General features: G+C 62.6%; 22 protein-coding genes. 11 read left to right on the top strand and 11 right to left on the bottom strand.

Annotation, left to right across the window (positions count from 1 at the left end; all coding sequences use genetic code 11):
• Window positions 1-463: 463 nt before the first annotated feature.
• Window positions 464-676, bottom strand: coding sequence for an entericidin A/B family lipoprotein (locus OEZ71_RS20245; RefSeq protein WP_318527845.1), 213 nt, complete (start codon window positions 674-676; stop codon window positions 464-466).
• Window positions 677-735: 59 nt separating this feature from the next.
• On the opposite strand from OEZ71_RS20245, the gene OEZ71_RS14660 reads away from it, so the two are divergent.
• Both OEZ71_RS14660 and OEZ71_RS14655 read left to right on the top strand, forming a co-directional pair.
• On the top strand, window positions 736-1,038 hold the full coding sequence (locus OEZ71_RS14660; RefSeq protein WP_263740739.1) for a hypothetical protein: 303 nt from the start codon (window positions 736-738) through the stop codon (window positions 1,036-1,038).
• A gap of 72 nt (window positions 1,039-1,110) precedes the next feature.
• Window positions 1,111-1,293: a hypothetical protein gene (locus OEZ71_RS14655; protein ID WP_263740738.1), complete on the top strand. Its 183-nt coding sequence runs from the start codon at window positions 1,111-1,113 to the stop codon at window positions 1,291-1,293.
• Here OEZ71_RS14655 and OEZ71_RS14650 read toward each other — a convergent pair.
• The gene (locus OEZ71_RS14650) at window positions 1,282-2,055 is read right to left on the bottom strand and encodes an alpha/beta fold hydrolase (protein WP_263740737.1); all 774 of its coding nucleotides are present in this window, start codon (window positions 2,053-2,055) and stop codon (window positions 1,282-1,284) included. The two genes, OEZ71_RS14655 and OEZ71_RS14650, sit on opposite strands and share 12 nt — an antisense overlap.
• A 95-nt stretch (window positions 2,056-2,150) precedes the next feature.
• Between OEZ71_RS14650 and OEZ71_RS14645 the strand changes: the two genes are divergently transcribed.
• Window positions 2,151-2,507, top strand: a complete 357-nt coding sequence (locus OEZ71_RS14645) for a hypothetical protein (RefSeq protein WP_263740736.1) — start codon at window positions 2,151-2,153, stop codon at window positions 2,505-2,507.
• A gap of 200 nt (window positions 2,508-2,707) precedes the next feature.
• On the top strand, window positions 2,708-4,516 hold the full coding sequence (locus OEZ71_RS14640; protein WP_263740735.1) for a CAP domain-containing protein: 1,809 nt from the start codon (window positions 2,708-2,710) through the stop codon (window positions 4,514-4,516).
• Window positions 4,517-4,629: 113 nt separating this feature from the next.
• On the opposite strand, the gene glyA is transcribed toward OEZ71_RS14640, so the two are convergent.
• Both glyA and OEZ71_RS14630 read right to left on the bottom strand, forming a co-directional pair.
• The gene (glyA, locus tag OEZ71_RS14635; RefSeq protein ID WP_263740734.1) at window positions 4,630-5,925 is read right to left on the bottom strand and encodes a serine hydroxymethyltransferase; all 1,296 of its coding nucleotides are present in this window, start codon (window positions 5,923-5,925) and stop codon (window positions 4,630-4,632) included.
• 146 nt (window positions 5,926-6,071) lie between these two features.
• A complete protein-coding gene (locus OEZ71_RS14630; protein ID WP_263740733.1) occupies window positions 6,072-7,511 on the bottom strand; it encodes a multicopper oxidase family protein in 1,440 nt (479 codons plus the stop codon).
• A gap of 106 nt (window positions 7,512-7,617) precedes the next feature.
• On the opposite strand from OEZ71_RS14630, the gene OEZ71_RS14625 reads away from it, so the two are divergent.
• On the top strand, window positions 7,618-8,379 hold the full coding sequence (locus OEZ71_RS14625; protein ID WP_263740732.1) for an NAD kinase: 762 nt from the start codon (window positions 7,618-7,620) through the stop codon (window positions 8,377-8,379).
• Between the two features lie 4 nt (window positions 8,380-8,383).
• On the opposite strand, the gene OEZ71_RS14620 is transcribed toward OEZ71_RS14625, so the two are convergent.
• From OEZ71_RS14620 to OEZ71_RS14605, 4 genes are all read right to left on the bottom strand, one after another.
• Window positions 8,384-9,763, bottom strand: a complete 1,380-nt coding sequence (locus tag OEZ71_RS14620) for a sigma-54-dependent transcriptional regulator (protein ID WP_263740731.1) — start codon at window positions 9,761-9,763, stop codon at window positions 8,384-8,386.
• Window positions 9,760-11,136: an ATP-binding protein gene (locus OEZ71_RS14615; RefSeq protein WP_263740730.1), complete on the bottom strand. Its 1,377-nt coding sequence runs from the start codon at window positions 11,134-11,136 to the stop codon at window positions 9,760-9,762. Before OEZ71_RS14615 ends, OEZ71_RS14620 begins: the two co-directional genes overlap by 4 nt.
• A gap of 323 nt (window positions 11,137-11,459) precedes the next feature.
• Window positions 11,460-13,352 carry a propionate-CoA ligase PrpE gene (prpE, locus tag OEZ71_RS14610; protein ID WP_263740729.1) on the bottom strand — a complete coding sequence of 631 codons (1,893 nt, stop codon included), beginning with the start codon at window positions 13,350-13,352 and terminating at the stop codon, window positions 11,460-11,462.
• 229 nt (window positions 13,353-13,581) lie between these two features.
• On the bottom strand, window positions 13,582-15,861 hold the full coding sequence (locus OEZ71_RS14605) for an NADP-dependent malic enzyme (protein WP_263740728.1): 2,280 nt from the start codon (window positions 15,859-15,861) through the stop codon (window positions 13,582-13,584).
• A gap of 134 nt (window positions 15,862-15,995) precedes the next feature.
• Here OEZ71_RS14605 and OEZ71_RS14600 point away from each other — a divergent pair, with 134 nt between their 5' ends.
• From OEZ71_RS14600 to OEZ71_RS14580, 5 genes are all read left to right on the top strand, one after another.
• Window positions 15,996-17,081, top strand: a complete 1,086-nt coding sequence (locus tag OEZ71_RS14600; RefSeq protein WP_263740727.1) for a cupin domain-containing protein — start codon at window positions 15,996-15,998, stop codon at window positions 17,079-17,081.
• Window positions 17,082-17,135: 54 nt separating this feature from the next.
• Entirely contained in the window at window positions 17,136-17,528 is a 393-nt protein-coding gene (locus tag OEZ71_RS14595) for a cytidine deaminase (RefSeq protein WP_263740726.1), read from the top strand.
• A complete protein-coding gene (locus OEZ71_RS14590) occupies window positions 17,528-18,835 on the top strand; it encodes a thymidine phosphorylase (RefSeq protein WP_263740725.1) in 1,308 nt (435 codons plus the stop codon). Before OEZ71_RS14595 ends, OEZ71_RS14590 begins: the two co-directional genes overlap by 1 nt.
• The gene (locus OEZ71_RS14585) at window positions 18,835-20,043 is read left to right on the top strand and encodes a phosphopentomutase (protein ID WP_263740724.1); all 1,209 of its coding nucleotides are present in this window, start codon (window positions 18,835-18,837) and stop codon (window positions 20,041-20,043) included. Before OEZ71_RS14590 ends, OEZ71_RS14585 begins: the two co-directional genes overlap by 1 nt.
• A gap of 144 nt (window positions 20,044-20,187) precedes the next feature.
• Window positions 20,188-21,168 carry an adenosine deaminase gene (locus OEZ71_RS14580; protein ID WP_263740723.1) on the top strand — a complete coding sequence of 327 codons (981 nt, stop codon included), beginning with the start codon at window positions 20,188-20,190 and terminating at the stop codon, window positions 21,166-21,168.
• Window positions 21,169-21,254: 86 nt separating this feature from the next.
• Here the strand turns inward: OEZ71_RS14580 and OEZ71_RS14575 are convergent, their stop codons facing one another.
• Window positions 21,255-22,190 carry a hypothetical protein gene (locus OEZ71_RS14575; RefSeq protein ID WP_263740722.1) on the bottom strand — a complete coding sequence of 312 codons (936 nt, stop codon included), beginning with the start codon at window positions 22,188-22,190 and terminating at the stop codon, window positions 21,255-21,257.
• Window positions 22,191-22,476: 286 nt separating this feature from the next.
• Between OEZ71_RS14575 and upp the strand changes: the two genes are divergently transcribed.
• Entirely contained in the window at window positions 22,477-23,109 is a 633-nt protein-coding gene (upp, locus tag OEZ71_RS14570) for a uracil phosphoribosyltransferase (RefSeq protein WP_263740721.1), read from the top strand.
• A gap of 6 nt (window positions 23,110-23,115) precedes the next feature.
• Here the strand turns inward: upp and OEZ71_RS14565 are convergent, their stop codons facing one another.
• Complete coding sequence (locus OEZ71_RS14565) at window positions 23,116-24,135, bottom strand: hypothetical protein (protein WP_263740720.1); 1,020 nt, start codon at window positions 24,133-24,135, stop codon at window positions 23,116-23,118.
• A 150-nt stretch (window positions 24,136-24,285) separates the two neighbouring features.
• Window positions 24,286-25,023, bottom strand: coding sequence for an aspartate/glutamate racemase family protein (locus tag OEZ71_RS14560; protein WP_263740877.1), 738 nt, complete (start codon window positions 25,021-25,023; stop codon window positions 24,286-24,288).
• Window positions 25,024-25,076 lie beyond the last annotated feature (53 nt).

The following is a 25,076-nucleotide window of genomic DNA, read 5'->3' as shown; positions in this document are numbered from 1 at the left end:
AACTTTTAGACATGTCCCAAAATCCTAGTTTCCGAATCCTGAATATGAGCGCCTAATGCACCTATAGCGAGTAAGTACTGTTATAGATTACCGAAATAGTAGTGCGAGTTTCGGAGTTTTGTTTCCGTAGTGTGGTTGACCGGCGGGGTCATCGGTGGCGATGGCCCCGCTAGTCGTTTTTGGGGACCTTTTGCGGCCCGAAATTGTCCCAAAACCGCCTGATTTCATCGCTATCGTTTCCGATGAAGGAACGGAAGGTTTCCCATGGCAAAGCTACTCGCTGCCGCAGCGGTGCTCATCGGGGTTTACGCGATTTATGACAGCCAGCGACCCGGCGCAGGGTATCGGCTTGGCTCGACAGTGGCACTGACTGCGTCGCCTACCACCCCCGGAAGCAGCATAGGATCTGCCGCAATCGGTCTTGCGGGGCAGTTCGGAAATTAGTTCTGAACCGACCGGAAAGTCAGAGCTGCGACTGCACTTTGTTTGCGGTCGAACTGATCGCGTCACCGGCGGTTCCGATATCGCGTCCGGCGCCCTTGACGGTTTCGCAGGCGGCAAGTGCGAGCGTTGTGAACAGGAACAGGATAAGACGGTTCTTCACCTTGGCCTCATGCTTGATGGTCAAACCCGGTTTGACCCCATCGACGACAGCGGTCAAGAGGCCGTCACGCATGATGCCTGACCTGAGCGGAAGTTAAGACGCTGTTAACCCCGTTGGGCGAACCTGCGCTTATGCGCCTACTCTTCGCCCTTTTTCTTCTCGCCGCGTGCGCCTCGCCCGCGCCGCAGTTCTTCGGCGCCGAACGGCATCAGGTCACAAGGGGCGGAATCGACTTCATCGTCTTTCACAAGGGCAGCCAGGCTGAAGTGGTGCGGATGGGTTACCTGAAGCGGGCGCAGCGCGCAGCCGTGCCGCGGCTGATGGAGGAGGCGGTGGAATTCACCACCGGTTGCCGGGTCATCCCGAATTCGATGCGAACGCGGATTCCGGGCGATACCGGTGAGGCACGGCTCGACCTTGATTGCAGCGTCTGACCCAGATCAAGGAAATTGCGCCCTGCCGCGTGTAGGCAGCAACCGAACGCGCGCTGAGAAAGAGAGAGGCCCATGATCAGGCTGTTTTCTGTCATATACACGCTTGCTTCGGTAACCTTGGCCGGATCGGCCATTGTCGCGGCGTTGACTATGGGAATGTTTGGAACGCGTCCGATTATCGGCGCTGCGGCGATCGGTGCCATCGTGGCCTTGCCAGTCGCCTGGGAGGTTACCAAGAAATTGTCAGCTATCTGAATGGCCGAAGAAGGTCCTCAGTGCGGCCTCGAATTCCCGTGGCCGGTCGGCATGCAGCCAATGGCCCGCGCCCGGCAGCTTGGCGAACTTCGCCTTGGGGAAAAGCTGTTTGATTCCGTCCCGATATTCGGGGCGGACATAGTCTGACAATGCACCTGTCAGGAACAGCGTCGGCCCGTCATAGCGCCCGCTGGTTCCCGGCCAACCGGTGATCTTGTCCATCTCGGCCTCCAACACGTCGAGCGCCAGCCGCCACCGGGGCGGGTCGGATTTCAGGTCGAGCGATTGCAGAAGGAAGGCGCGAACACCGGGGTCGTCCACCTCTGCCGTGAGCCGCTGATCGGCTTCGCTGCGTGAAGTGAGGCCGGTCAGATCAAGCCGCCGCATCGCCTGGGTCAGATGCGCCTGACTGTGGCCATAGGCAACCGGCGCGATATCGGCCACGATCAGCCGCCCGATCAACTCGGGCTGCGTCAATGCAAGTTGCATTGCGGCCTTGCCACCCATGGAATGGCCAACCAGATCGACCGGTCCGCCAATCTCGCCGATCACACCGGCAAGGTCACCGGCCATGTCGGCATAGCTATGGCTCGGCGCATGAAAGCTTTCGCCATGATTGCGCATGTCCACCGCGACAACGCGCCGGTCCGATGCCATGCGGCGTGCGATAGCCCCCCAGTTCCGTGCCGAGCCGTAAAGCCCGTGCACGATAAGGAGCGTCGGCAGATCGGTGGCGGTTCCGTATTCGATGTATCTGAGCATGGCTCTTCCTAAACCGGCGGCGCAGCGGCTTCCAGACCATTGCGACACGGCCTGCCCGACGCTAACCTGCCGGGCGGGGGTAAGGGGTGTCGGCCGTGACCGTGACCGAGATGGCAGATGACGTTGCCGGGCTGATCGAAGCCCGGCTTCGCATTCGCGGCGAAGGGTTGGCCGAAAAGTTGCGGCGGGGCGGACGCCTGCTTCCGCGAAAGGTCCGGCGAGAGGCGGAATACCTGCTTCACGCAAGCGAACAGGACCAGATTCCGAAACTCAGGATGCAGCTCGATCAGGCCCGTATCGCCAATGCCTATCACGCATGCCTGACCCATCTGAAGCCGCTCGGCGCGTTGGAGCGTCGGCGCGCATTGTTCCTTGATGTGCTTGAGAGCGCGGGATTTGCGGTCTTTGCCGTCCTTGTGGCCACGGTTCTCATCTTGATCTGGTGGCTTTGATCGGGCGCATTCGGCAGGCATCTGCCGAAACCTTTTGAATCCATTGGCGGATTTTCGTTTCAAGGCGGAGGGTTGTGTATGTTCAACGCCCCGATCCGCGCCTCTTCGCTCGCCATCCCCTCCAAATTAGTTCCGGTCTTGATCGCTGGTTCCCGATGCCGTCCTGTGCCGCTTGGCTGGGGCAGCCGAAAGGAAAACACATGGCACATAGCGAAACAGAGCAGCTGATGATCGAATTGATCAACCGCGCCCGTCTCGACCCGCAGGGCGAACCGGCGCGGGCGGGCATCGGCCTGAATGACGGGCTTGCCCCCGGCACGATCGACGGGGCGCCGAAGCAGGTCCTGGCGCCGAATGACGTGCTGGCCCAGGCGGCGGAGGATCACTCGGACTGGATGCGGACGACCGGCACCTTCGACCATCGGGGCGTGGGCGGGTCCGATCCGGGCGACCGGATGGAGGCTGCCGGATATGACCTCGGGGCCGGCTCCCGCTCCGGCGAGAACATCTCCTACCAGGCCTCGACCGGCGCGCTCGACATGAACAACACGATCCGCGCGCAGCATGAAGGTCTGTTGAAAAGCGCAGGCCACCGCACGGCGATCATGAATGACGGGTTTTCCGAGATCGGCGTCGGACATGAAACCGGACCGTTCCGGCAGTACCAGCACAGTTCGGTCATCACCGAGAATTTCGGCGATAACGGAAGCGACGTCTTTCTTACCGGCGTGGTCTATGACGATGCCGACAATGACGCCTTTTATTCGCTCGGAGAGGGTAGGGGTGGTACGACCATCTCGGTCGGAGGCCAGCAGGCGGTCTCGGAACAGGCCGGGGGGTATGCGCTGAAGCTTGCCTCGGGCGCGGCCGATACCGAGGTGTCGCTGACATCGGGCAGCCGCAACGGCAAGGTCAGCGTCGACCTGTCGGCAGGCAATGTGAAGCTTGATGTGGTGAACGGGTCCGAAGTGCTGAGCTCGGCTGATCTGACGCTGGTTTCAGGCTTCGACGATGCGCGGCTTCTGGGGGTCGCTGATCTGGACCTGACCGGCAACGATGCGGCCAACATCCTGACCGGAAATGATGGCGCCAACGTGATCAACGGCGGGGCCGGGGATGATGTGATCGACGGCGGTGCCGGTGGGGACGAGGTGGTCATTAATGCCGCGACGACCGACATTCAGGTGTCCCGCGCGACCAATAGCTATGTCGTGACTTCGGCGGACGGTACCGACACCTACACCAATGTCGAGACGTTCCGGTTTATCGACGGGACGCTGACAGCGGCAGAACTGGATGCAATGGCGGATGGCAGCACACCGACGCCCGACCCCGAGCCGACGCCTGATCCGGAACCGACGCCTGATCCGGAACCGACACCCGATCCGGAACCGACACCCGATCCTGAGCCGACACCCGATCCGGAGCCGACACCCGAACCCGAGCCGACGCCCGACCCGGAGCCGACACCCGAACCCGAGCCGACACCCGAACCCGAGCCGACGCCCGACCCCGAGCCGACGCCCGATCCGGAGCCGACGCCCGACCCCGAGCCGACGCCTGACCCCGAGCCGACACCCGATCCGCAACCGACGCCCGACCCGGAACTGAACCTCGTCAAGGGGACGCCGTGGAGCGACTGGCTCTTTGGCACAAACGAGGCTGACCAGATCGAAGGCGGTTGCGGCAACGACCTCATGGTCGGGCAGGGCGGAGACGACCGGCTCGATGGTGGCGAGGGACATGACCTCATGATCGGCGGCGCGGGGGCGGATACCTTCATCTTCACCGGCGGCTGGGACATGATCCTCGACTTCGAGGCAGGCACCGATGCGTTCGAGATTGATCCTGCTCTTCTGGCCGAAGGTCAGACCCTGCAGGATGTCGTGGACAATGCCGCCGATATCTGCGGCGGCGGCAAGCTTCTCGAATTCGGCGACGATGCCGCGCTGCTGGTCTGGGGTGGCGATCTGATCACGCTTGGCGACAGCATGACGCTCATGGTCTGATCATGACGGCCGACTGACAACGCCGCGCCGGTTACCCCGGCGCGGCACACCAGCAGGCCCGCAAACAAAAAGGCCCCCGCAAGCGCGGGGGCTTTTCTTACGTCTTGGAGTGTTCAGAGCCCCGGATAGAGCGGGAAGCGGGCGCAGAGCGCGGCGACTTCCGCCTTGACCTTCTCCTCGACCGCGCCGTTGCCATCCTCGCCATTCGCGGCCAGCCCGTCGACAACCTCGATGATCATCCGCGCGATCTGGCGGAACTCCTCCTCACCGAAACCACGCGTGGTGCCGGCAGGGGTGCCGAGGCGGACGCCCGAGGTGATCGTCGGTTTCTCCGGGTCGAACGGGATGCCGTTCTTGTTGCAGGTGATATGGGCGCGGCCAAGTGCCTTCTCGGTCTCGTTGCCCTTCACCTTCTTCGGACGCAGGTCGACCAGCATGACATGGGTGTCAGTGCCGCCGGTAACGATGTCGAGCCCACCCTTCATCAGCTCATCCGCAAGCGCCTGTGCGTTCTTCACGACCTGCGCGGCATAGGCCTTGAACTCCGGGCGCAGCGCCTCGCCGAAGGCCACGGCCTTAGCGGCGATGACATGCATCAGCGGGCCGCCCTGAATACCTGGGAAGATGGCCGAGTTTACCTTCTTGGCGATCTCTTCGTTGTTCGTGACGATCATGCCGCCGCGCGGCCCACGGAGCGTCTTGTGCGTCGTCGTGGTGGCGACATCGGCATAGGGGAAGGGCGACGGGTGTTGGCCACCGGCGACGAGGCCGGCGAAATGCGCCATGTCGACCATCAGGAGCGCGCCGACACTGTCTGCGATCTCGCGGAACTTAGCGAAGTCGATGACACGCGGGATAGCCGAGCCGCCAGCCACGATCAGCTTCGGCTGGTGTTCCTTGGCAAGCGCGGCGACCTCGTCATAGTCGATGCGGCTGTCCTGCTTGCGAACCCCGTACTGGATGGCGTTGAACCACTTGCCCGACTGGTTCGGCGCGGCGCCGTGGGTCAGGTGGCCGCCGGAGGCGAGGTTCATGCCGAGGAACGTGTCGCCCGGTTTCAGAAGCGCATTGAACACACCCTGGTTGGCCTGCGAGCCCGAGTTCGGCTGGACGTTGGCGAATGCGCAACCGAAGAGCTGCTTGGCCCGTTCGATCGCGAGGTTTTCAGCAACATCGACGAACTGGCAGCCGCCATAATAGCGCTTGCCGGGATAGCCCTCGGCATACTTGTTCGTCATCACCGAACCCTGCGCCTCCATCACGGCGGCAGAAACGATGTTTTCGGATGCGATCAGCTCGATCTCGTCGCGCTGGCGGCCAAGTTCATCCCGGATCGAGCCGTAAAGTTCGGGGTCGCGGCTTTCGAGGGATTCGGTGAAGAAACCGGAGTCACGTTGCGGGGCGTTCATAGGCGTCTCCTGAGGGCTGAAGTTGGGCGCGTTGTAGCGGAGGAGGGCTGGGCCGGGAAGCGTGGAATCCGACATGTTTTGGCTCACACGCGAAACGAATTCCACTATAGGAAACTTTTTGCTGACCTCGGGTCAAGCGGTTCGGTTCAGACCACGGTGAACTGGCCCATCATCCCGGCATCCTCGTGTTCGAGGATATGACAGTGGTACATATAGGGATGGATCGGGTCGGCATAGTCCGCGAATGACAGCCTTAGAGCGACCGTCTCCTGTGGCCGGATCAGGACCGTATCCTTCAGCCCGGTTTCCTGCGGCGCGGGCGGCTGGCCGTTGCGCGACAGGATGCGGAACTGCACGTCGTGGATATGCATCGGGTGCAGCATTGGCGTGGTGTTGGTCCAGGTCCAGGTCTCCGTCGCACCGAGCGGCACTGTAAAGTCGATGCGCGAATGGTCGAAACGCCTGCCATTGATGGTGAAATCGCCCATCATGCCCATGCCGGTCATGGCCAGATCGAACCGCCGATCCTCGCCCGTGGCATCGGGTGGTGGCGGTACGTCGGCCAGCCGCGCTGGCAGGGTTGGCGCAGGGCGGGCCGATCTTGGCCGGATTTCCATCACGTCGGGCGTTCCGGTCGTGCCCATCATCGCGACCTCGGCGCCGAAGGTTTCCGCCCGCAGCATCGCCGCCGCACCATCCGAGACATCGACGAGGTACTCGCCCCGCTCCCCGGGGCTGAGGATCGTGCCCTGCATGGGCACCGGCGCGGTCAGCAGCCCGCCGTCTGAGGCGATCTGGTGAAACGTCCGATTGTCGGCGAAATGCAGCCCGTAGAAGGTGCCGTTCGCTCCGTTGAGGATACGAAGGCGGATCAGAGGGGCATCGACCGCAAGCACAGGGCTGGTCTGACCGTTCACCAGCATCACGTCGCCCTGCATCCCCGCCATCCTGTCATGCATGTTCATTGCATAAGGCATCTGGCCATTGGCGTCGAAGCGGCGGTCCTGCAGAACAAGGGTGAAGTCGTCTTCGCCATAGGTTCGGGGCAGGGGCAGCGCGGCTTCCTCGTCGTCAGTTACCCGTAAGACACCGGCCATACCTGCCCATACATGGGCGCCGGTCTTTTCATGCTGGTGCCCGTGGAACCAGAAGGTTCCGGCCTTCTGCATCAGGTCGAATTCAGGTGACCAGACCGCGCCCGGCGCGATTTCCTGATGCGGGCCGCCATCGGCGGCGGCGGGCAGGTGAAGCCCGTGCCAATGCAGCGTCATCGGCTCGCCGATCCCGTTCGTCACATTCATCCGCAGCCGGTCGCCCGCGCGGGCTGCCAGAAGCGGGCCGAGGAAGGTTGTGTTGATGCCGATCGTGTCGGTGGCGATGCCGGGGCGGAATTCATGCACGCCCGGGGCGGCAGTCAGGTCGAAGACCCGGCGGCCGTCCTCAATCCTGCCTTCGTTGAGCCGTGGCTGGACGAATGGGCTGCCGGTCGCGGCAAGGGCGTTACGTGGCCGGATCAGTGCGGGTGCGGCAAGCGCGGTCAGCCCCAACAGTGTGGCGCGGCGAGACAAACGAGGTGCTTTCTGCATCGGCAAAGCTTTCATGAAACCGACCCCGGACGGCCGGATGGGGTTGTCTTCGCGGTCCCGTCAGTGAATCAATGCATCAGGAACGAATGCGGGGCTAGGGCTGACTTTGGCTGAGAGTATCACATTTCTGGCAAGCGATGCCCCGGTCGCACAGGAGGCGTTAGCCAAACTGACTGCGGTCTACGGCTCGGTCCCGGTTGACAAGGCCGATGTTATTGTCGCGCTAGGCGGCGACGGGTTCATGCTTCAGACCCTGCACGCGACACAGGCGATGGACGTGCCTGTCTATGGCATGAACTGCGGCACGATCGGCTTCCTGATGAACGAATATGGCGAGGAGGGGCTGCGCGAACGGCTGGCCGCTGCCGAGGAGGAGCTGATCAACCCGCTCGCAATGCGGGCCGAGACGGCAGACGGCTCCATCCGCGAGGCCTTGGCGATCAACGAGGTCTCGCTTCTGCGCGCAGGCCCGCAAGCGGCGAAGCTCAGGATCACCATCGACGGCAAGGTCAGGATGGAGGAACTGGTCTGCGACGGGGCGCTGGTCTGTACGCCCGCCGGGTCGACCGCCTATAACTATTCCGCCCATGGACCAATTCTGCCCATCGGCGCCGAAGTTCTGGCCCTGACCGCAATGGCCGCCTTCCGGCCCCGCCGCTGGCGTGGAGCGCTGTTGCCGAAAACCGCCGTGGTACGCTTCGATGTGCTCGATGCCGACAAACGCCCCGTCATGGCCGACGCCGATGGCCGCTCAGCCCCGAACGTCGTGTCAGTGGAGGTGCGGTCGGAACCCACGATCCGTCACCGCATCCTCTTCGACCCCGGACATGGCCTTGAAGAACGGCTGACGCGCGAGCAGTTCGTCTGATTCTTCAGCTGTCCGACTTCCAGCTATCGATCTTGCGGTAGAGTGTGGAGGGTGACACATCCAGCACCCGCGCCGCCTTCGGAATGGAGCCGCCATGGGTAGCGATGGTTTCCTCGATCACCATCCGCTCCACCTCGGCCAATGTCCGCCCGATCAGGCCATCCAAGGTAACGCGCGGTCTTTCGCCGAGATCAGGCGGTGTTTCGGGATGCTCAAGTTCGTGGTGCAACTCGAACGGCAGCATGTCCCGAGTGACCACGGGCCCGTCGTTCAGCACGACGACATGGCGGATCACGTTGAGAAGCTGGCGTACATTGCCGGGCCATGTGAGGCGGCGGAACAGGGACGCGACATCGGGGTCTAATGCCTCGAAGGTCCGGCCTTCCTCGGCTGCGAACCGTTCCAGTGCGGCATCCGCGATCGCCAGAACGTCACTGCCTCTGTCGCGCAATGGCGGCATATGGATCGGTACGACATGCAGGCGATAGTAGAGGTCTTCGCGGAATCGTCCGCGCCGAACTTCTTCCAGCGGGTCGCGGTTCGTCGCGCAGATGATGCGGACGTTGACCTTGCGCGACCGTGTCGCGCCAACCGGCTGGATAGTGGATGTCTGAAGAAAGCGCAGCAGTTTCGTTTGAAGGTTTAGATCCAGCCCGCAGATTTCATCGAGAAAGAGCGTTCCGCCATGCGCTTCCGCCGCCGCGCCCGGCTTATCGCTGATCGCGCCGGGAAACGAGCCCATGACATGACCGAACACCTCCGATTCCAGCAGTTCGGATGGGATCGCGCCGCAGTTCAGCGGCACAAAGGGCCCGTCAGCGCGGCTGGAATGATCGTGCACGGCCTGCGCGCAGATCTCCTTGCCAGTTCCGCTTTCGCCGGTGATGAACACCGTCGCCATAGACCGCGCGACTGAGTTAATCTTGGCATAGACCCGCCGCATCGGTTGAGAGTCGCCAATGAAATCCGCGAACTCAAGGGCGTCGTGGCCGGGTCTGTTGTCCGTCCCATTTCGGACTTTCGAACTGAGCGCATTGTCAATCGCAGACAGAAACCGCTGTTCATCAAACGGTTTGACAAGGAAATCATGCGCTCCGGCACGCATCGCAGCCACCGCCTTGTTGATGGAGCCATTGGCGGTGATCACGATGACTTGGGTATCGGGGCAGATCGCTAGGAAATCGCGCATCAGGTCCAGCCCGTCCCGGTCAGGCAACATCAGATCGAGAAGGACGACCGGAGGCTGCAGTTTCTTGAAGGCTGCAAGACCCGAACTGGCATCGGCAGCAGAGACGACGTCGTGACCCGCTGAGCGAAGAACGGCCTCGTAAACGAGTTGCAAGGACTGCGTATCCTCCACGAGCAGCAATGGCCGGTCCGTCATGCCGTATCTCCCTGGCGCGACCGTTCCTGTGCAATGAAGTGAATGAGCCGGTCCAGATGAGTGAGTGCTTCGCCTCCGAGCGCCGACAAGTCCCCCTGATCGTCGTGATGCGCGGCCGAGTTCATGGCCTGCGCCAATGCCTGCAGGCGTACGGCCCCAACCGCGCCTGCAAGGGCGATCAGCACATGGGTTTCGGCCCTGAGTGCCGACTTGTTCCTGTCGGCAAGGGCGGCGACGAGATTGCGTTCGCAATTGCTCAGATCATTGTGGAGGCGGGCGAGCAGTTCCATTGCCGCCTGAGGGCCGGCAATCTCTATGAGCCTGTCGAAGCAGTCGCGGTCGAAATCCACACCGGGGTCTTTAGGCTGCGCCATGCCCCCGGGCGAGATGCCCGGGCCGTTCAAAACCTTCGCAATCGTAAGCCCGAATGTCTCAATTCCGGCAAAGGGCTTGGCCAGTATCGCATCGGCACCCGCAGCGTAGATCGCATCCCGGTTCGCACGCAGGACATAGGCGGTAATCGCAATGATCGGCATCTTGGAGTGCAGATAGTTGCTGGCCCGAACCGTCCGGATCACTTCAAGCCCCATCAGCCTTGGCATCTCGATATCAATGAGCGCCAGGTCGAAATTCTTGCGCTCAAGCCAGCGCAGCGCCTCGATGCCGTCATTGGCGATTTCGAAGCGGGCGCCCATTCTGGCCAGCATGTGACCGATGATCGCCTGATTGGTGGAGCTGTCTTCGGCGATAAGCACCGAGGTGCGGCTCAGATCTGGCAGTTCCACCATCGCATCGGGTGGCGCGATGGTCCAAGTGTCCGGAGGAAGCTCAAGGACGACGCGTGCGCCCCGCCTTGGAAGGTTCTCGACGCTGATCGACCCACCGAGCCTGCCGGTCATGTGTTTCGAGATATGCATGCCAAGACCCTGACCGGGCTTGGCATTTCCGTCCGGTCGGCCCTTGTATTCGAAGAGGCGGGCCAATGCTTCGGGGGAAAAGCCCGGGCCTTGATCGGTCACGGCGATCTGCAAGGCGCCGGCTTGGGACATGCTGACATCGAGCGTGACCGTACCGGTATCGGTGTATTTGATCGCGTTCGACAGGATGTTGGATATCACCCGTTCCAAGGCGATCCGGTCGAGCGTCAGCACTTCGGGGACATCCGGGCCCCGGGTCATCTGAAACCGAAGGCCCATTTCACTTGCCCGGCCAGACCAGCGCATTTCGATATCGTAGAGAAAGCGGCCCATCTGAAGATTGGCCGGATGCGTGGCGGCGAAGTCGTCTTCGCCGAGCATCATCGACAGGCCGTCCTCCAGCAGACGGGCGACGATTTCGCCAGAGGCGCGCACACGTTCCAATTGCAGGCGCATCGCGTCGTCCAGACCGTTTTGGTCAACAAGCCGAAGGCCGCCGATAATATCCGAAACTGCTGCGCGCAGGTCATGGCCGAGCAATATCATCCGGCCTTGATCGGCGGGCCGGGAGTCCGCAGGGTCTTGTTCGGAATCGTCGCCCCGCATCGTTAACAACCACCCCACCTGACAATGCTACACGGACAATCGAATACAAGTTTCGGTTGCATGATAGCTTGGTTGTACGCGAGGAAAATTTCTACGCCAACCTGTCTGAAACGCCATGTCGGGCAGAGCCGCGGAACTAGTACCCGGCCCCGCCCGACATTGTTGCGGTTCGATCAGCCTGCGGGATAGCCAATGCCTTTCAGCGCAACTGTAATCTCATCCAGAATCACCGGATCGTCGATTGTGGCGGGCATCTTGTAGTCCTCGCCATCAGCGATCTTGACCATCGTGCCACGCAGGATTTTGCCCGAACGGGTCTTTGGCAGCCGGTCGACGACAGTGGCCAGCTTGAAGGCCGCGACGGGACCGATCTGGTCGCGCACGAGCTTCACGCATTCCTTCACAACATCGCCGTGTTCACGCTTGGAGCCCTTGTTGAGGCAGAGGAAGCCCACCGGCATCTGGCCCTTGAGCTGATCGGCAACCCCGATAACTGCGCATTCGGCAACATCGGGGTGGCTGGCCAGAACCTCTTCCATCGCGCCGGTCGACAGGCGGTGGCCCGCGACGTTGATGACGTCATCGGTGCGCGCCATGATGTAGAGGTATCCGTCCTCGTCGATCATCCCTGCATCCCCAGTCTCGTAGTAGCCGGGGAATGTGGTGAGGTAGGATTTGCGATAACGTGCTTCCGCATTCCAGAGCGTCGGCAGGGTTCCCGGGGGCAGGGGCAGCTTGACCGCGATGGCGCCCAGCGTGCCTGGCGCGACCGGATGGCCGCCTTCGTCCAGCACTTTCACGTCAAAGCCGGGCATCGCGACCGATGGCGAGCCGATCTTGACCGGCAGTTGCTCGATCCCAAGCGGATTTGCCGCGATAGCCCAGCCGGTCTCTGTCTGCCACCAATGGTCGATGACGGGGACGCCAAGATGGTTTTGCGCCCACTGGATCGTGTCCGGGTCGGCTCGCTCGCCGGCCAGGAACAGCGCCTTCATTCCAGACAGGTCGTATTTCTTGATGAACTCGCCCTCACGGTCGTCGCGCTTGATGGCGCGAAGCGCCGTCGGCGCAGTGAAGAAGCTTTTCACCTTGTGCTCGGAGATCACCCGCCAGAAGGTCCCTGCGTCGGGCGTGCCCACCGGCTTGCCCTCAAAGACGATGGTCGTGCAGCCCGCGATCAGCGGCGCGTAGCAGATATAGGAATGCCCGACGACCCAGCCCACATCCGAGGCCGCCCAGAAAACGTCGCCGGGATCGACATTGTAGATGGCCTTCATGGTCCAGTTGAGCGCAACCAGATGGCCCGCCGTGGGGCGGACGACGCCCTTGGGCGCGCCGGTCGTGCCCGAGGTATAGAGGATATAGGCCGGATGATTGCCCTCCACCGCCACGCAATCGGCAGGTGCCACGCCTGCCTGCGCCTCATGCCAGTCGAAATCGCGGCCGGGGATCAGCTTTGCCACTTCCTCGTCGCGCTGGAAGATCAGCGTGAAGTCCGGCTTATGCTTGGCCTGTTCGATGGCGGCATCGACCAGCGGTTTGTAATGGACGACCCGGCCGGGTTCGAGACCGCAGGAGGCCGCGATGATCGCCTTGGGAGTCGCATCGTCGATGCGGACCGCCAGTTCATGAGCGGCGAACCCGCCGAACACCACCGAATGGATGGCGCCAAGCCGGGCGCAGGCCAGCATCGCCTCGACCGCTTCGGGCACCATGGGCATATAAATGATAACGCGGTCGCCCTTTTCGACACCCTTGGCCTTCAACGCCCCCGCGAGGCTCGCGACTCGGTCCTGCAGCGCCGCATAGGTGATTTCGCGCTTGGCACCGGTAATGGGGCTATCATGGATGATCGCGACCTGCTTGCCGCGCCCCGCCGCGACGTGGCGGTCGACCGCGTTCCAGCAGGTGTTGACCATGCCGTCGGAGAACCATTCATAGATCGGAGCATTCTCAGCAAAAAGCGCGCGCGAGGGTTTCCGTTCCCATTCGACGGCCTCCGCCGCCTGCATCCAGAAGCCTTCCGGATCGGCTTTCCAGCCGGAATAGATCTCGGAATATCCCATGGTCGTGCCTCCTCCAAAGCTTGGAGCAGTGTTACGCGACGGCAGGGCGCCCGCGCAACGCCGTTACCGGTCACATAGGCCGAGGAGTGCAATAAATTTGCAGAACCTTTCTCAAATCTTTCGCAAATTTTTGCAAAGTCTCCATGACAGCGAAATACTGAACGCAAGCGAGAAGGGTTTGCAAATATTTGCAGTGAAGTCCTGCGAAGTGACCCCGAGGTGATTCTAACTAGCTATAGAGCGCGACGGGTGTGCCCGCGATGGCCGAGACATTCAGAAGCCCGCGTGCGGTGATCGAAGGCGTGACGATATGCGCCTTGTTTCCCATCCCCATCAGGATCGGCCCGACCTCCAGCCCGCCGGCCTTCATCTTCAGCACGTTCCGGGCGGTGTTCGCGGCATCGGTGTAACCGAAGACGAGGATATTGGCCGCACCCTCCAGCCTGCCGCCGGGGAAGATCCGTTCGCGCAGCTCCGGGTCAAGCGCCGCGTCAGCCGACATCTCGCCCTCATAGGCGAAATCCACGCCTTTCGCGTCGAGGATCGACAGCGCCGCGCGCATGCGGCGGGCGCTGTCGGTGTCGAGATTGCCGAAATTCGAATGGGCGCAAAGCGCAACCTTCGGGGTCACGCCAAAGCGGCGGGCATGACGTGCGGCGCCGCAGATCGTTGTCGCAATCTCTTCCGGTGTCGGTATCGCATTCACATGGGTGTCGGCGACGAAAAGGGGGCCGTCTTCCTGGATCATCAGGCTCAGCGCGCCATGCGGTGACAGCCCGTCACGGGCAAGGACCTGACGGATATAGTTCAGGTGCCACAGATATTGGCCGAACGTGCCGCAGATCATGCTGTCGGCATCGCCGCGATGGACGGCGATCGCCGCAATCGCCGTCGTGTTCGTGCGCATGATCGCGCGCGCGAGATCGGGCGTGACCCCTTGCCGCGCCATCAGCTCATGATAGCTGCCCCAGTAATCGCGGTACCGCGGATCGTTCTCGGGGTTCACCAGTTCAAAATCGCGGTCGGGCCGGATAGGCAGGCCGGCGCGTTCGCAGCGCCGCTCGATTACTTCGGGCCGTCCGATCAGGATCGGCCGATCGGTCATTTCTTCCAGCATCGCATTGGCGCAGCGCAGAACACGCTCATCCTCGCCCTCAGCAAAGACGATGCGGCGCTGTGCGGTGCGAGCAGCCTCGAAGACGGGGCGCATGATCAGGGCGGATCTGAAGACCGAACCTTGCAGTTGTTCCTTGTAGGCATCGAGATCGGCGATGGGGCGGGTGGCGACGCCGGTTTCCATCGCGGCCTTGGCGACGGCCGAGGCGACAGTGCCGATCAGGCGCGGATCGAAGGGTTTCGGGATCAGGTAGTCGCGACCAAAGGTCAGCTTCTCACCGCGATAGGCGGCAGCGGCCTCGGCACTGGTCGTGGCGCGGGCCAGCGCGGCAATGCCTTCGATGCAGGCGATTTCCATCTCGTCATTGATGGTCGTCGCGCCGACATCGAGCGCGCCGCGGAATATGAAGGGGAAGCAGAGGACGTTGTTGACCTGATTGGGGAAATCGGAACGCCCCGTCGCCATGATGGCATCGGGCGCGACCGAATGGACCTCATCGGGCAGAATCTCGGGTGTGGGGTTCGCGAGGGCAAAGACGATGGGGTTCTTGGCCATCTTCTTCACCATTTCCGGCTTGAGGACGCCGGGACCGGAAAGGCCGAGGAACAGGTCTGCGCCGCCGACCACGTCATCCAGTGTGGCCGGGCTTCTCCCTTGCGCATAAGCTGCCTTCTGCGGCGTCATCTGCGCTTCGCGTCCCTCATATACCAGCCCTTCGATATCGCAGAGCCAGACGTTTTCGCGCTTCACCCCCAGCTTCAACAGCATGTCCAGACAGGCGATCCCCGCCGCGCCGCCACCGGTTGAGACAACCTTGATGTCTTCGAATTTCTTGCCCGCCACATGCAGCGCGTTGGTCGCCGCGGCGCCAACGACGATCGCGGTGCCGTGCTGATCGTCGTGGAAAACCGGGATGTTCATTCGCTCGCGGCAAATTCGTTCAACGATAAAACAATCCGGCGCTTTGATGTCTTCTAGGTTGATCGCGCCGAAGGTCGGTTCCAGTGCACAGACGATATCGGCCAGCTTTTCGGGGTCGGGCTCGTTCAGTTCGATATCGAAACAGTCGATGGAAGCGAACTTCTTGAACAGAACCGCCTTGCCCTCCATCACCGGCTTGGAGGCCAGCGCTCCGATATTGCCGAGACCAAGTACTGCGGTACCGTTCGAGACGACGGCGACGAGGTTGCCTTTCGCGGTATAACGCGCTGCGGTAGACGGATCGTCCTTTATCTCAAGGCAGGCTTCGGCGACGCCAGGGGAATAGGCGCGGGAAAGGTCGCGGCCGTTGGCCATGGGCTTTGTCGCGCGGATCTCCAGTTTCCCGGGCTTGGGAAACTCGTGATAGTCCAGTGCCGCCTGCCGTGCGTTTTCCTGTCTTGCGTCGTCCACGCCAACCTCCCGTCAGAACTGGTTTAGCATTAAACTACATTCAATTTCCGCGAAAGGGTGTTTGCTTGCGGTGGAACCCGCTTGCCAAACCGACCGGCTCCGCACAACCTCCCCATAGCATGACAGGAGCCATCATGTCTGAAATTCGTGCTGAAACAGTGCTGCCCACATCAAGTCTCGCCAAGGACCTGCCGTTTTTCACCAAAGTGCTGCAAATGCGGCTCGATGCGATCTGGCCTGCCGACAACCCGGCCGTAGCGATCATGTCCGGTCACGGGTTGCGCGTGCGGCTGGATTCGGCCGTGACCGGTGGGCCGGGACACCTGCGTATCCTGACAGATGAACCGGACGTAATCGCGGATGGCCAGCGCAACCTGACGTCACCCGGTGGAACCATTGTCGATGTCGACGTGCTTGATCCGCCCGTAATACAGCCGCCCACCGACCACGCCTTCGTCGTCCGCCGCCTTGCCGACCAAGCGCCCTGGGTGATCGGCCGGGCGGGCATGAAGTACCGTGACCTCATCCCTTCGCGCCTTGGTGGGGCCATTATCGCTAGCCATATCCGCGTGCCGGACGGCAAGGTCCCGGACATGGTGCATTTCCACAAGGTGGGGTTTCAGCTGATCTTCTGCTACCGGGGTTGGGTGGATGTTCTCTATGAAGATCAGGGCGATACGCGCCGACTGACCGCCGGAGACTGCTTTATCCAGCCGCCTCAGATCCGCCACCGGGTGCTGGAGGCGGGCGACGATATCGAGGTGATCGAGATCGGGGTTCCCGCCGAACATGTGACCGAGATCGATCATGAGATGACGTTGCCGACGCCAGACTACCGGCCCGACCGCGAATGGGATGGCCAGCGCTTCGTCCACAATCTTGCCAAGGGTGCGGACTGGCAGGACTTCCGCCTGCCGGGCTATATCTGCCGCGACACGTCGATCAACGCGAACACCAAGGGTGTGGCGGGGGTGCAGGTCATCCGCCGGGGGCAGGGCGACCCGCAATGGGCGACCCATGACAGCGATATCCTGTTCGGTTTCGTGATGGAGGGCGGCATGGTGCTGGAAGGCGAGGGCAAGGACCCATTCCGCCTGTCGCCCGGCGACGCTTACGTTATCCCGCCGGGGATGCGCACCCGCTGGACCGAGCCCACCGACGATATCGAGATTCTCGAAGTCAGTCTGCCGGGGAACTTTGCGACCACGCTAGCCAGTTAGGCTTGCATCTGGCCTGACCCGGGCGCAGTGTCGCTGGGCAAGAAGGAGAATGAGATGTCACTCATCGATGCAGCCCGCGCGGTGCGGGAAAACGCCTACGCTCCCTATTCGCATTTCAAGGTCGGCGCGGCGGTCAGGGCGAAATCCGGCCAGGTCTATAGCGGCTGCAACGTGGAAAACGTGGCCTATCCCGAAGGCACCTGTGCCGAGGCCGGGGCCATCGCCGCGATGGTTGCCGCAGGTGAAACCGAGCTGACCGAGGTGGCCGTCATCGCCGACAGCCCGTTGCCGGTCTCGCCCTGCGGCGGCTGTCGTCAGAAGCTGGCTGAGTTCGGGCGGCATGACGTGAAGGTGGCGCTGGCCACGACCGATGGCAAACTGCATGAAACCACTATCGGTGACCTCCTGCCCGGCGTCTTTTCAGCCGAACACATGGAACGGAGCTGATGGACGCCCGTACGATCATCGCGGGGGTGCGTGACGGCAAAGGGCTGACTTCCAAGTCCGCCAAATGGTTCGCGGATGGCCTCGCCTCCGGCGATGTGACCGACGCGCAGGCCGGGGCATTCGCAATGGCGGTGTTCCTGAATGGCCTCTCCGAAAAGGAACGGGTCGGCTGGACGCTTGCCATGCGCGACAGCGGCTCGGTTCTGGAGTGGAACCTGCCGGGGCCGGTGGTCGACAAGCATTCGACCGGCGGGATCGGCGATTGCACCTCACTGCTTCTGGCGCCCGCCCTTGCGGCCTGTGGTGCCTGCGTGCCGATGATCTCGGGGCGCGGCCTTGGCCATACTGGTGGCACATTGGACAAATTGGAGGCGATCCCGGGCTATCGCTGCGATGTGTCGGTGGAGGACCTGCACCGGTTGGTGGCCGAGGTCGGCTGCGCCATCGTCGGCGCCTCAGCCGATATCGCGCCTGCCGACAGGCGTCTTTACGCGATCCGTGACGTGACCGGGACCGTGGAGTCGATCGACCTCATCACCGCGTCGATCCTGTCGAAGAAACTCGCAGCGGGGCTGGAGGCGCTGATCCTCGACGTCAAGGTCGGCTCCGGTGCATTCATGAAGACACCCGAGCGGGCTGAGGCCTTGGCGCGCTCGCTTGTGGACACCGCGAACGGGGCGGGGTGCCGGACGGCCGCGCTGATCACGGACATGGACCAACCGCTTGCCTCTTCGGCGGGTAATGCGCTGGAAGTGCTGGAGGTAATGGAAACGCTGACCGGCGTCGCGATCAATCAGGCACTCTGGGATGTGACCGTGGCCTTGGGGGGCGAGGCGCTCGCGCTGGCAGGTCTTGCCGAAGACGCGGGCGATGGCGCGGATCAGATTGAGGAAGCGCTGGAATCGGGCCGCGCTGCGGAAACCTTCGGCCGCATGGTCGCCGCGCTTGGCGGACCTTCGGACTTTGTCGAGCGCTATCCTGACCGGCTGCCATCCGCGCCTGTGCTTTTTGATGTCGTCGCGGAAGAGGATGGATTCATTGCCGAAATCGACAGTGAGGCTCTGGGCCATGCGGTCGTGCATCTTGGGGGCGGACGCCTGCGCGGTGGTGACAGGATCAACCCCTCGGTGGGCCTGTCCGAGATCATGCCCATCGGCGAACCGGTCGAGGCGGGCGAGGCGATCGTCCGTATTCATGCCGCCAATCCCGGCGATGCCGAAAAGGCGCGGGAGGTGGTTCAGGCGGCCATCCGGATCAGCGCGGACGAACCCGAGGAACCGCCGTTGATCCATCAGAGGATCGCCTGATGGCACGGGCCTTTCTGATCGTGATGGACAGTGTTGGTGCAGGCGGTGCGCCGGATGCGGACCGGTTTTTCAATGGTGAAAGACCCGATTCCGGGGCCAACACGCTGGGGCATATTGCCGAGGAATGTGCCGCGGGCCGGGCGGAGACGGGACGGTCGGGGCCGCTGCAGATGCCCAATCTGGATGCTTTGGGGCTGGGCGCGGCGGTGCGGCTGGCCTCTGGCGCCGCGATGCGGGGCTTTGACGCCACGCCGACTGGCCTGTGGGGGGCTGCGACTGAGATTTCCAAGGGCAAGGACACGCCATCGGGGCATTGGGAACTGGCCGGGGTGCCTGTGCCCTGGGATTGGCACTACTTCCCTGAAACGCAGCCCGCCTTTCCCGAAAGCCTCATGGCAGAGGTCGCGCGGTTGGCCGGAACGGAAGGTACATTGGGTAATTGCCATGCCTCCGGCGTGCCGATCATCGAGGCCCATTGCGAGGAGCATCTTAGGACGGGTTGGCCGATTTGTTATACTTCGGCCGACAGCGTCTTTCAGATCGCAGCTCATGAAGAGACTTTTGGTCTCGATCGTTTGCTTAATCTTTGCAAAGACTTGGCGCCGACACTTCATGCAATGAAGGTGGGTCGCGTGATCGCGCGTCCTTTCGTCGGAAAGTGCGGAAAGTTCAAGAGAACCGCCAACCGCAAGGACTTTGCCATCGCGCCGCCATCGCCCACCTTGTGCGACTGGGTGCAGGTCGCTGGGCGCAAGGTGCACGCGATCGGCAAGATCGGCGATATCTTCTCTATGCAGGGGATCGACGACGTGAAGAAAGGGACGGATGCGGCCTTGTTCGATCACCTGATGGCGGCGGCGGAGGAGGCGGAAGACGGCTCGCTCACCTTCGCGAATTTCGTGGAATTCGACACGCTCTTTGGTCATCCGCGAGATGTCTCAGGTTACGCCAAGGCGCTGGAATGGTTCGATAAAAGGGTAGGGGAGTTCCTGCCAAAACTCCGCCCCGGCGACCTTGCGATCTTTACTGCCGACCATGGCAATGACCCGACCTGGACCGGGACCGACCATACCCGCGAGAGGGTGCCGGTCGTGGGTTACGGGCTGGGCCTGAAGCCCGTCGGGCAGATCGCCTTCACCGATGTCGGGGCCTCGGTCGCGGCGCATCTGGGGGTGCCGTCACAGGGGCCGGGACGCAGCTTTCTGTGACCGAAAATCTCGTATGGCATCCGTCCCGCAAGCGTATGGCCTGCGTATGGCATCCGTCCCGACAGCGCGCACGCCGCGTTCACGGACTTGCAACGGACGGGCGGCTGTGGAATGTGCCGCCGATCCCGACGAGAGAGCGCTGCCATGACCCAGACCCACCCCAAGGTGGAACTTCACCTGCACCTTGAAGGTGCCGCACCGCCGGCCTTCATCCGCGGCCTTGCGGCGGAGAAGAAGATGGACATCTCTGGCATCTTCGATGAGCGGGGCAATTACAGCTATACCGACTTCTGGCAATTCCTGAAGGTCTATGAGGCCGCGACCGAGACGCTGAAGATCCCCGAGGACTATCACCGGCTGACGCTCGCCGTGCTGGAGGAAAGTGCAGCCTCTGGCGTGATCTATTCCGAGACCTTCCTCAGCCCGGATTTCTGCGGCGGGCGCGATGTGGGCGCATGGCGGGAATACCTGCACGCGATCCGCGAGGCGGCCGATCTGGCCGAAAAGCGCGACGGGATCATCCTGCGCGGCATCGTCACCGCGATCCGCCATTTCGGTCCGGAGAAATCGAAGGAAACCGCTTTGTGTGCCGCCGAAACAGCGGGCGACTGGCTCGTCGGGTTTGGCCTTGCAGGGGACGAGAAGATGGGCAAGCCCAAGGACTTTGCCTGGTCCTTCGATGCGGCGCGTGAGGCGGGGCTGAGGCTGACCGCCCATGCCGGGGAATGGGGCGGGCCGGAAAGCGTGCGCGATGCGATCTGCGATCTCGGTATCGAGCGCGTGGGCCACGGGGTGCGTGCCATCGAGGACCTGGCGCTGGTCGATGAGATCGCCGAGAAGGGGATAGTGCTGGAGGTCTGTCCGGGCTCGAACATCGCCCTTGGCCTCTATCCCGGCTGGCGGACGCATCCGATCCACCGGCTGCGGGAAAGGGGCGTGAAGGTGACGGTCTCCACCGACGATCCGCCCTTCTTCCACACGACGATGGCGCGTGAATACCAGATGCTGGCCGAGGCATTCGATTGGGATGACGGGGTGTTCGAGGAAATCGCCAAGACCTCCCTCGCGGCAGCCTTCTGCGACGAGGCGACGCGGGAGGCGGTGGCGAAGCGGCTGTCGGAGTAGTTGCTCACCCCCATCCCACCGTAGCGTCCAGCTTTGATGCTCGCTTTGGGCCCATGGCGGACCTGCCCCGTTTTGGCTTAAGAAACCTAGTTTCTTAAGATTACCTCGATGGCGTAAACCGTCCCATCCAACTCGCGTTCGATGCGGTATCGGTAATGCGGCGACCCTGTAGGGCGTGGTTGCTGACCTGCCAAAACAGTGTCCACATATCCTTTGTCAACCACACGATCGTCGTCTTTGAACCGGGAATCCACTGCCCAAAGGGCGGTACTACCTTTGATCCAGACGGTCGTTGGAGGCAGTGAAAGTGCCATGGTGCGAATGCGCAATGCAGCCAATTCGGACAGGAGGCCCTGCGTCCAGTCGTGGTCGGGCCGGTGGAAGCCGCCTTTTGGCTCCGGCACGACGACATGTGCAGGGAACGCGTCCAACGTTTTGCGAAGAAAAGCGATTTCAGGAGCATATTCTCGCTCGACCCTTGCCGCCTCTTCTACGGGCATGTCCGGAACATGCGCCTGCCAAGCCATCACGATAACAAGAGCACCAGCACTTGCCAGGTTCGCGAGGAGAAAACCGAAGCTCTGACCGAAATTGCTGCGAAGTGAAAAGATCCATCTGAGTGCAAGCAACTCGACGAAGGCGTCGACAACAGAAGACCCAAGCCACAGCGCAGAAATCTCGACAAGATCGCTGGCACCGAACAGATCTACGATCAAGTCGTCCAACAACTCGTAGCCCAATACAGCGGCCAATGGGTACAGGATCAAGCCGCAGAGAAGCGATATCACATTGATGCTCAGTGCCGCTTTCGCAGCATGCGGCCACTCAGTGAGGAACAGATATCGCAAGGCCACGGTCTCGATGAACAGGGCCAGTAGAATTACCCACCACATACTCATTTTGACGAAAGCAAAAAACGGCGCCATTGGCATGTTGGCCCAAGCCGGGCCCGCGCAGACCGCACTCAGCGCAAAGGCCACAAGGGGCAGGAGATGCCTTCTGATGTTTTCACTATCCGTCATTCGACCAACCCGGATCGCCAGTTTCTCCTACGCAGGTAAACCAGCTACTCAATATCCGGCGCATTTCATCTGCGCCTAAGGAGGCAGACTAGCAAACACGCCGCCAACGGGGTTTGATCTGCAGCAATAATGAATCTGCGGGCAGGCTAACAAATGACCTCTTTGTCCGTGTTGATGAAAATTGAACTTAGTCACTGGTTACCCTGACAAGAGTACACGGACTTGACGCGGGCGGGTGGATCGGTCAGGCCTCGGGGAACTGCCAGACATCACCCCGGGGGCCGCCATGCATAACCATCTGACCGTCGTCACCCATCCCTTAGTGCAGCACAAGCTGACCTTGATGCGGGAAAAGGACACCTCGACCAATTCCTTCCGCCGCCTTCTGCGTGAGATCAGCCAGCTTCTGGCATATGAGATCACGCGCGAGATGGAGATGACGACGAAGCGGATCGAGACGCCCCTGTGCCCGATGGACGCGCCGGTGATCGACGGCAAGAAGCTGGCGCTGATTTCGATCCTGCGGGCGGGGAACGGGCTTCTGGACGGGGTGCTGGAGCTGATCCCGGCGGCGCGGGTCGGGTTTGTCGGGCTTTACCGCGACCCCGAGACGCTGCAGCCGGTGCAGTATTACTACAAGGTCCCCGCGAGCCTTGAGGACCGGCTGGTCATCGCGCTCGACCCAATGCTGGCGACCGGCAATTCCTCTGCTGCGGCCATTGATCTTCTGAAGAAATCGGGGGCGAAGAATATCCGCTTCATGTGCCTGCTGGCCGCGCCCGAAGGCGTTGCCCGGATGAAGGAGGCGCATCCCGATGTGCCGATCGTGACTGCGGCGCTCGACAGCCATCTGAACGATCACGGCTATATCGTTCCGGGCCTCGGCGATGCCGGGGACCGCATGTTTGGGACGAAGTGAGCGGCGTTACCCGTCGCAGATGCCCTGAAGCGCGACCCAGTCGGTATCGCTGAGCAGCAGTTCCGGCGCGGACGTCGTGCGGAACGGGTCGGTTTCGATCAGGGCCAGAACGGCCTCGCCGCTCGGATCGACGGAATAGGCATAGGCGGTTGACGAGACGTCCGCCGCCTTGAAACGCCCGACGAGTTTCGCGAGGTCAACCGGACGCGGCGTGACGGCGAGAACGGTTTCGCCGTATCCCGCGACGGATTCACCGGGCAGGTCGCCGGTGGTCAGGAGCCGCAAGGTTGCCCGCAGCCCGGCATGGCGCAAAAGGTCGGCCATCGGCGTGCCCGCCTGTCGGCGCAAATCCTCGGCCAGGATCTTGCCGGCGAGGATATCGGGATTGCTTTCGTCTTCGACCGCTTCGCGCGGCACGAGGATCAGGCCGCCGGGCAGATGCGCGGTGGCGTCGAGCCCTTCGGGCAGGACGATGATACGCCCGCCGGGGCCGAGAAGCCGGGTGCTAAGGCGCGCAAGTGCCGCGCGGCCCTCGGGCGCGTCGCAGGCAAGGCCTGTGAGGCGCGTCATGTCGGCCAAAGCGGCAAGGCCGATTTCCTGCCGTTTGACATGGGGCAAAGCGGCCGAAGTGTGTTCGATCACCGTGCGCGGCATCCAGAAGAGGCCAAGCGCGATCACGAGGGCCAAAACGATCCCGAGCAGCACCGTGCGCAGACGCCCCGGATGCGGACGCCGCGCCTCGATCAGGGCGTGGACCTTGGCGATGGCGGCGACCATCGTCTCGTCCTCGATCTCAAGCGCTTCGCCGGCATCGGTGCCGGGGGCGAATATCGCCGGCTGTTCGCCGGGGTTCAGACGGATGATGGCGGGCAGCGACCAATGGGCCAGCGCGCGGGTGTTGCGGGCATCCGAGATGACGAGCGTGGCATCGCCGAACGCGACGATGACCTCGCGCCGTTGCGCGTCGGGTGTGTCGCGCCACAGGCCGGTGCATTCCAGCCGCTGATATTCCTTGAGCGCCGTCATCGGCGGGTGGGCCTGCTCGCTGCCTCTGTTGGTGGTGAGGATAGCCGATCGGGGCTGCGCGAACAATTGCGGCGGTGCGCATTTGTGCGGGGGAGGGGTGCCGGATCCTGCCGCGCGTCCGAGTCGTGCCTAGTGGTTGGTACGATTGGTTTATGCGCGCCCGCCATCATCCAGTTCGGGCGAAAACCGGCGCGGCATCAGGGCGGCCTGGAACCAGACGAGATAGGTATAGATCGAAAAGACCGGCAGCCCCGTCGCGCGGCGCACATCGGCGGCATAGGGGACCATGTTGGTGCATTCCAGAACGATGGCGCCAAGGTCCCGTGTCTTTTTCTGCAGGCGGAGCGCGGCGTCAACGACATCTACGCGGGCCTGTGCGAAGTCGATATCGGGGGCGTCGGAGAGGATCTTCTGCGTGAACTCCTTGCCTTCGTCGGTGCCGACGACGGGGGTATCGGCGGGAATGCCGGCCGCGGCGAGGTGCCTTTGCGTGAGCGTCGCGCGGGAAATGGTGACGACGCCGACCCGCTTTTTCTTCGGCAGAGTGCGCCTGACCATCGGCACCTGCATCAGCGACGAACTGGCGACCGGTACGCCGAGGGCCTCGGCCATCCGGTCCTGCAGGGGCACGAGGAACCCGCAATTCGTGGCGATCCCGTCGCAGCCATGGGTCACCAGATCGCGGCCAGCCGCGATGAAATCCTCCAGCCGTGCTTCGGCGTCGCCGCGCACCACATTGTCGGGCGTGGCGCCGCGCACGATGCGGTACTGGACCGGGAAGGGCCATGTCAGCGCGTTGCCGATATCGCCGGGGATGCGGGGGAACTGCGTCTCGAGCATCAGGATGCCGAGTGTCGCGCCATAGACCGTCTTGCCACCGGTTTCGATCATAGCCACCGCCTCTCGCAACTCATTGTAAAGTCTACCGCGCCCGTTGACGC

This window comes from Albidovulum litorale, from assembly GCF_025751495.1.
In the GTDB taxonomy this organism is placed as follows: Bacteria; Pseudomonadota; Alphaproteobacteria; order Rhodobacterales; family Rhodobacteraceae; genus Albidovulum; species Albidovulum litorale.
This window is presented reverse-complemented; position numbering and strand designations above follow the sequence as displayed.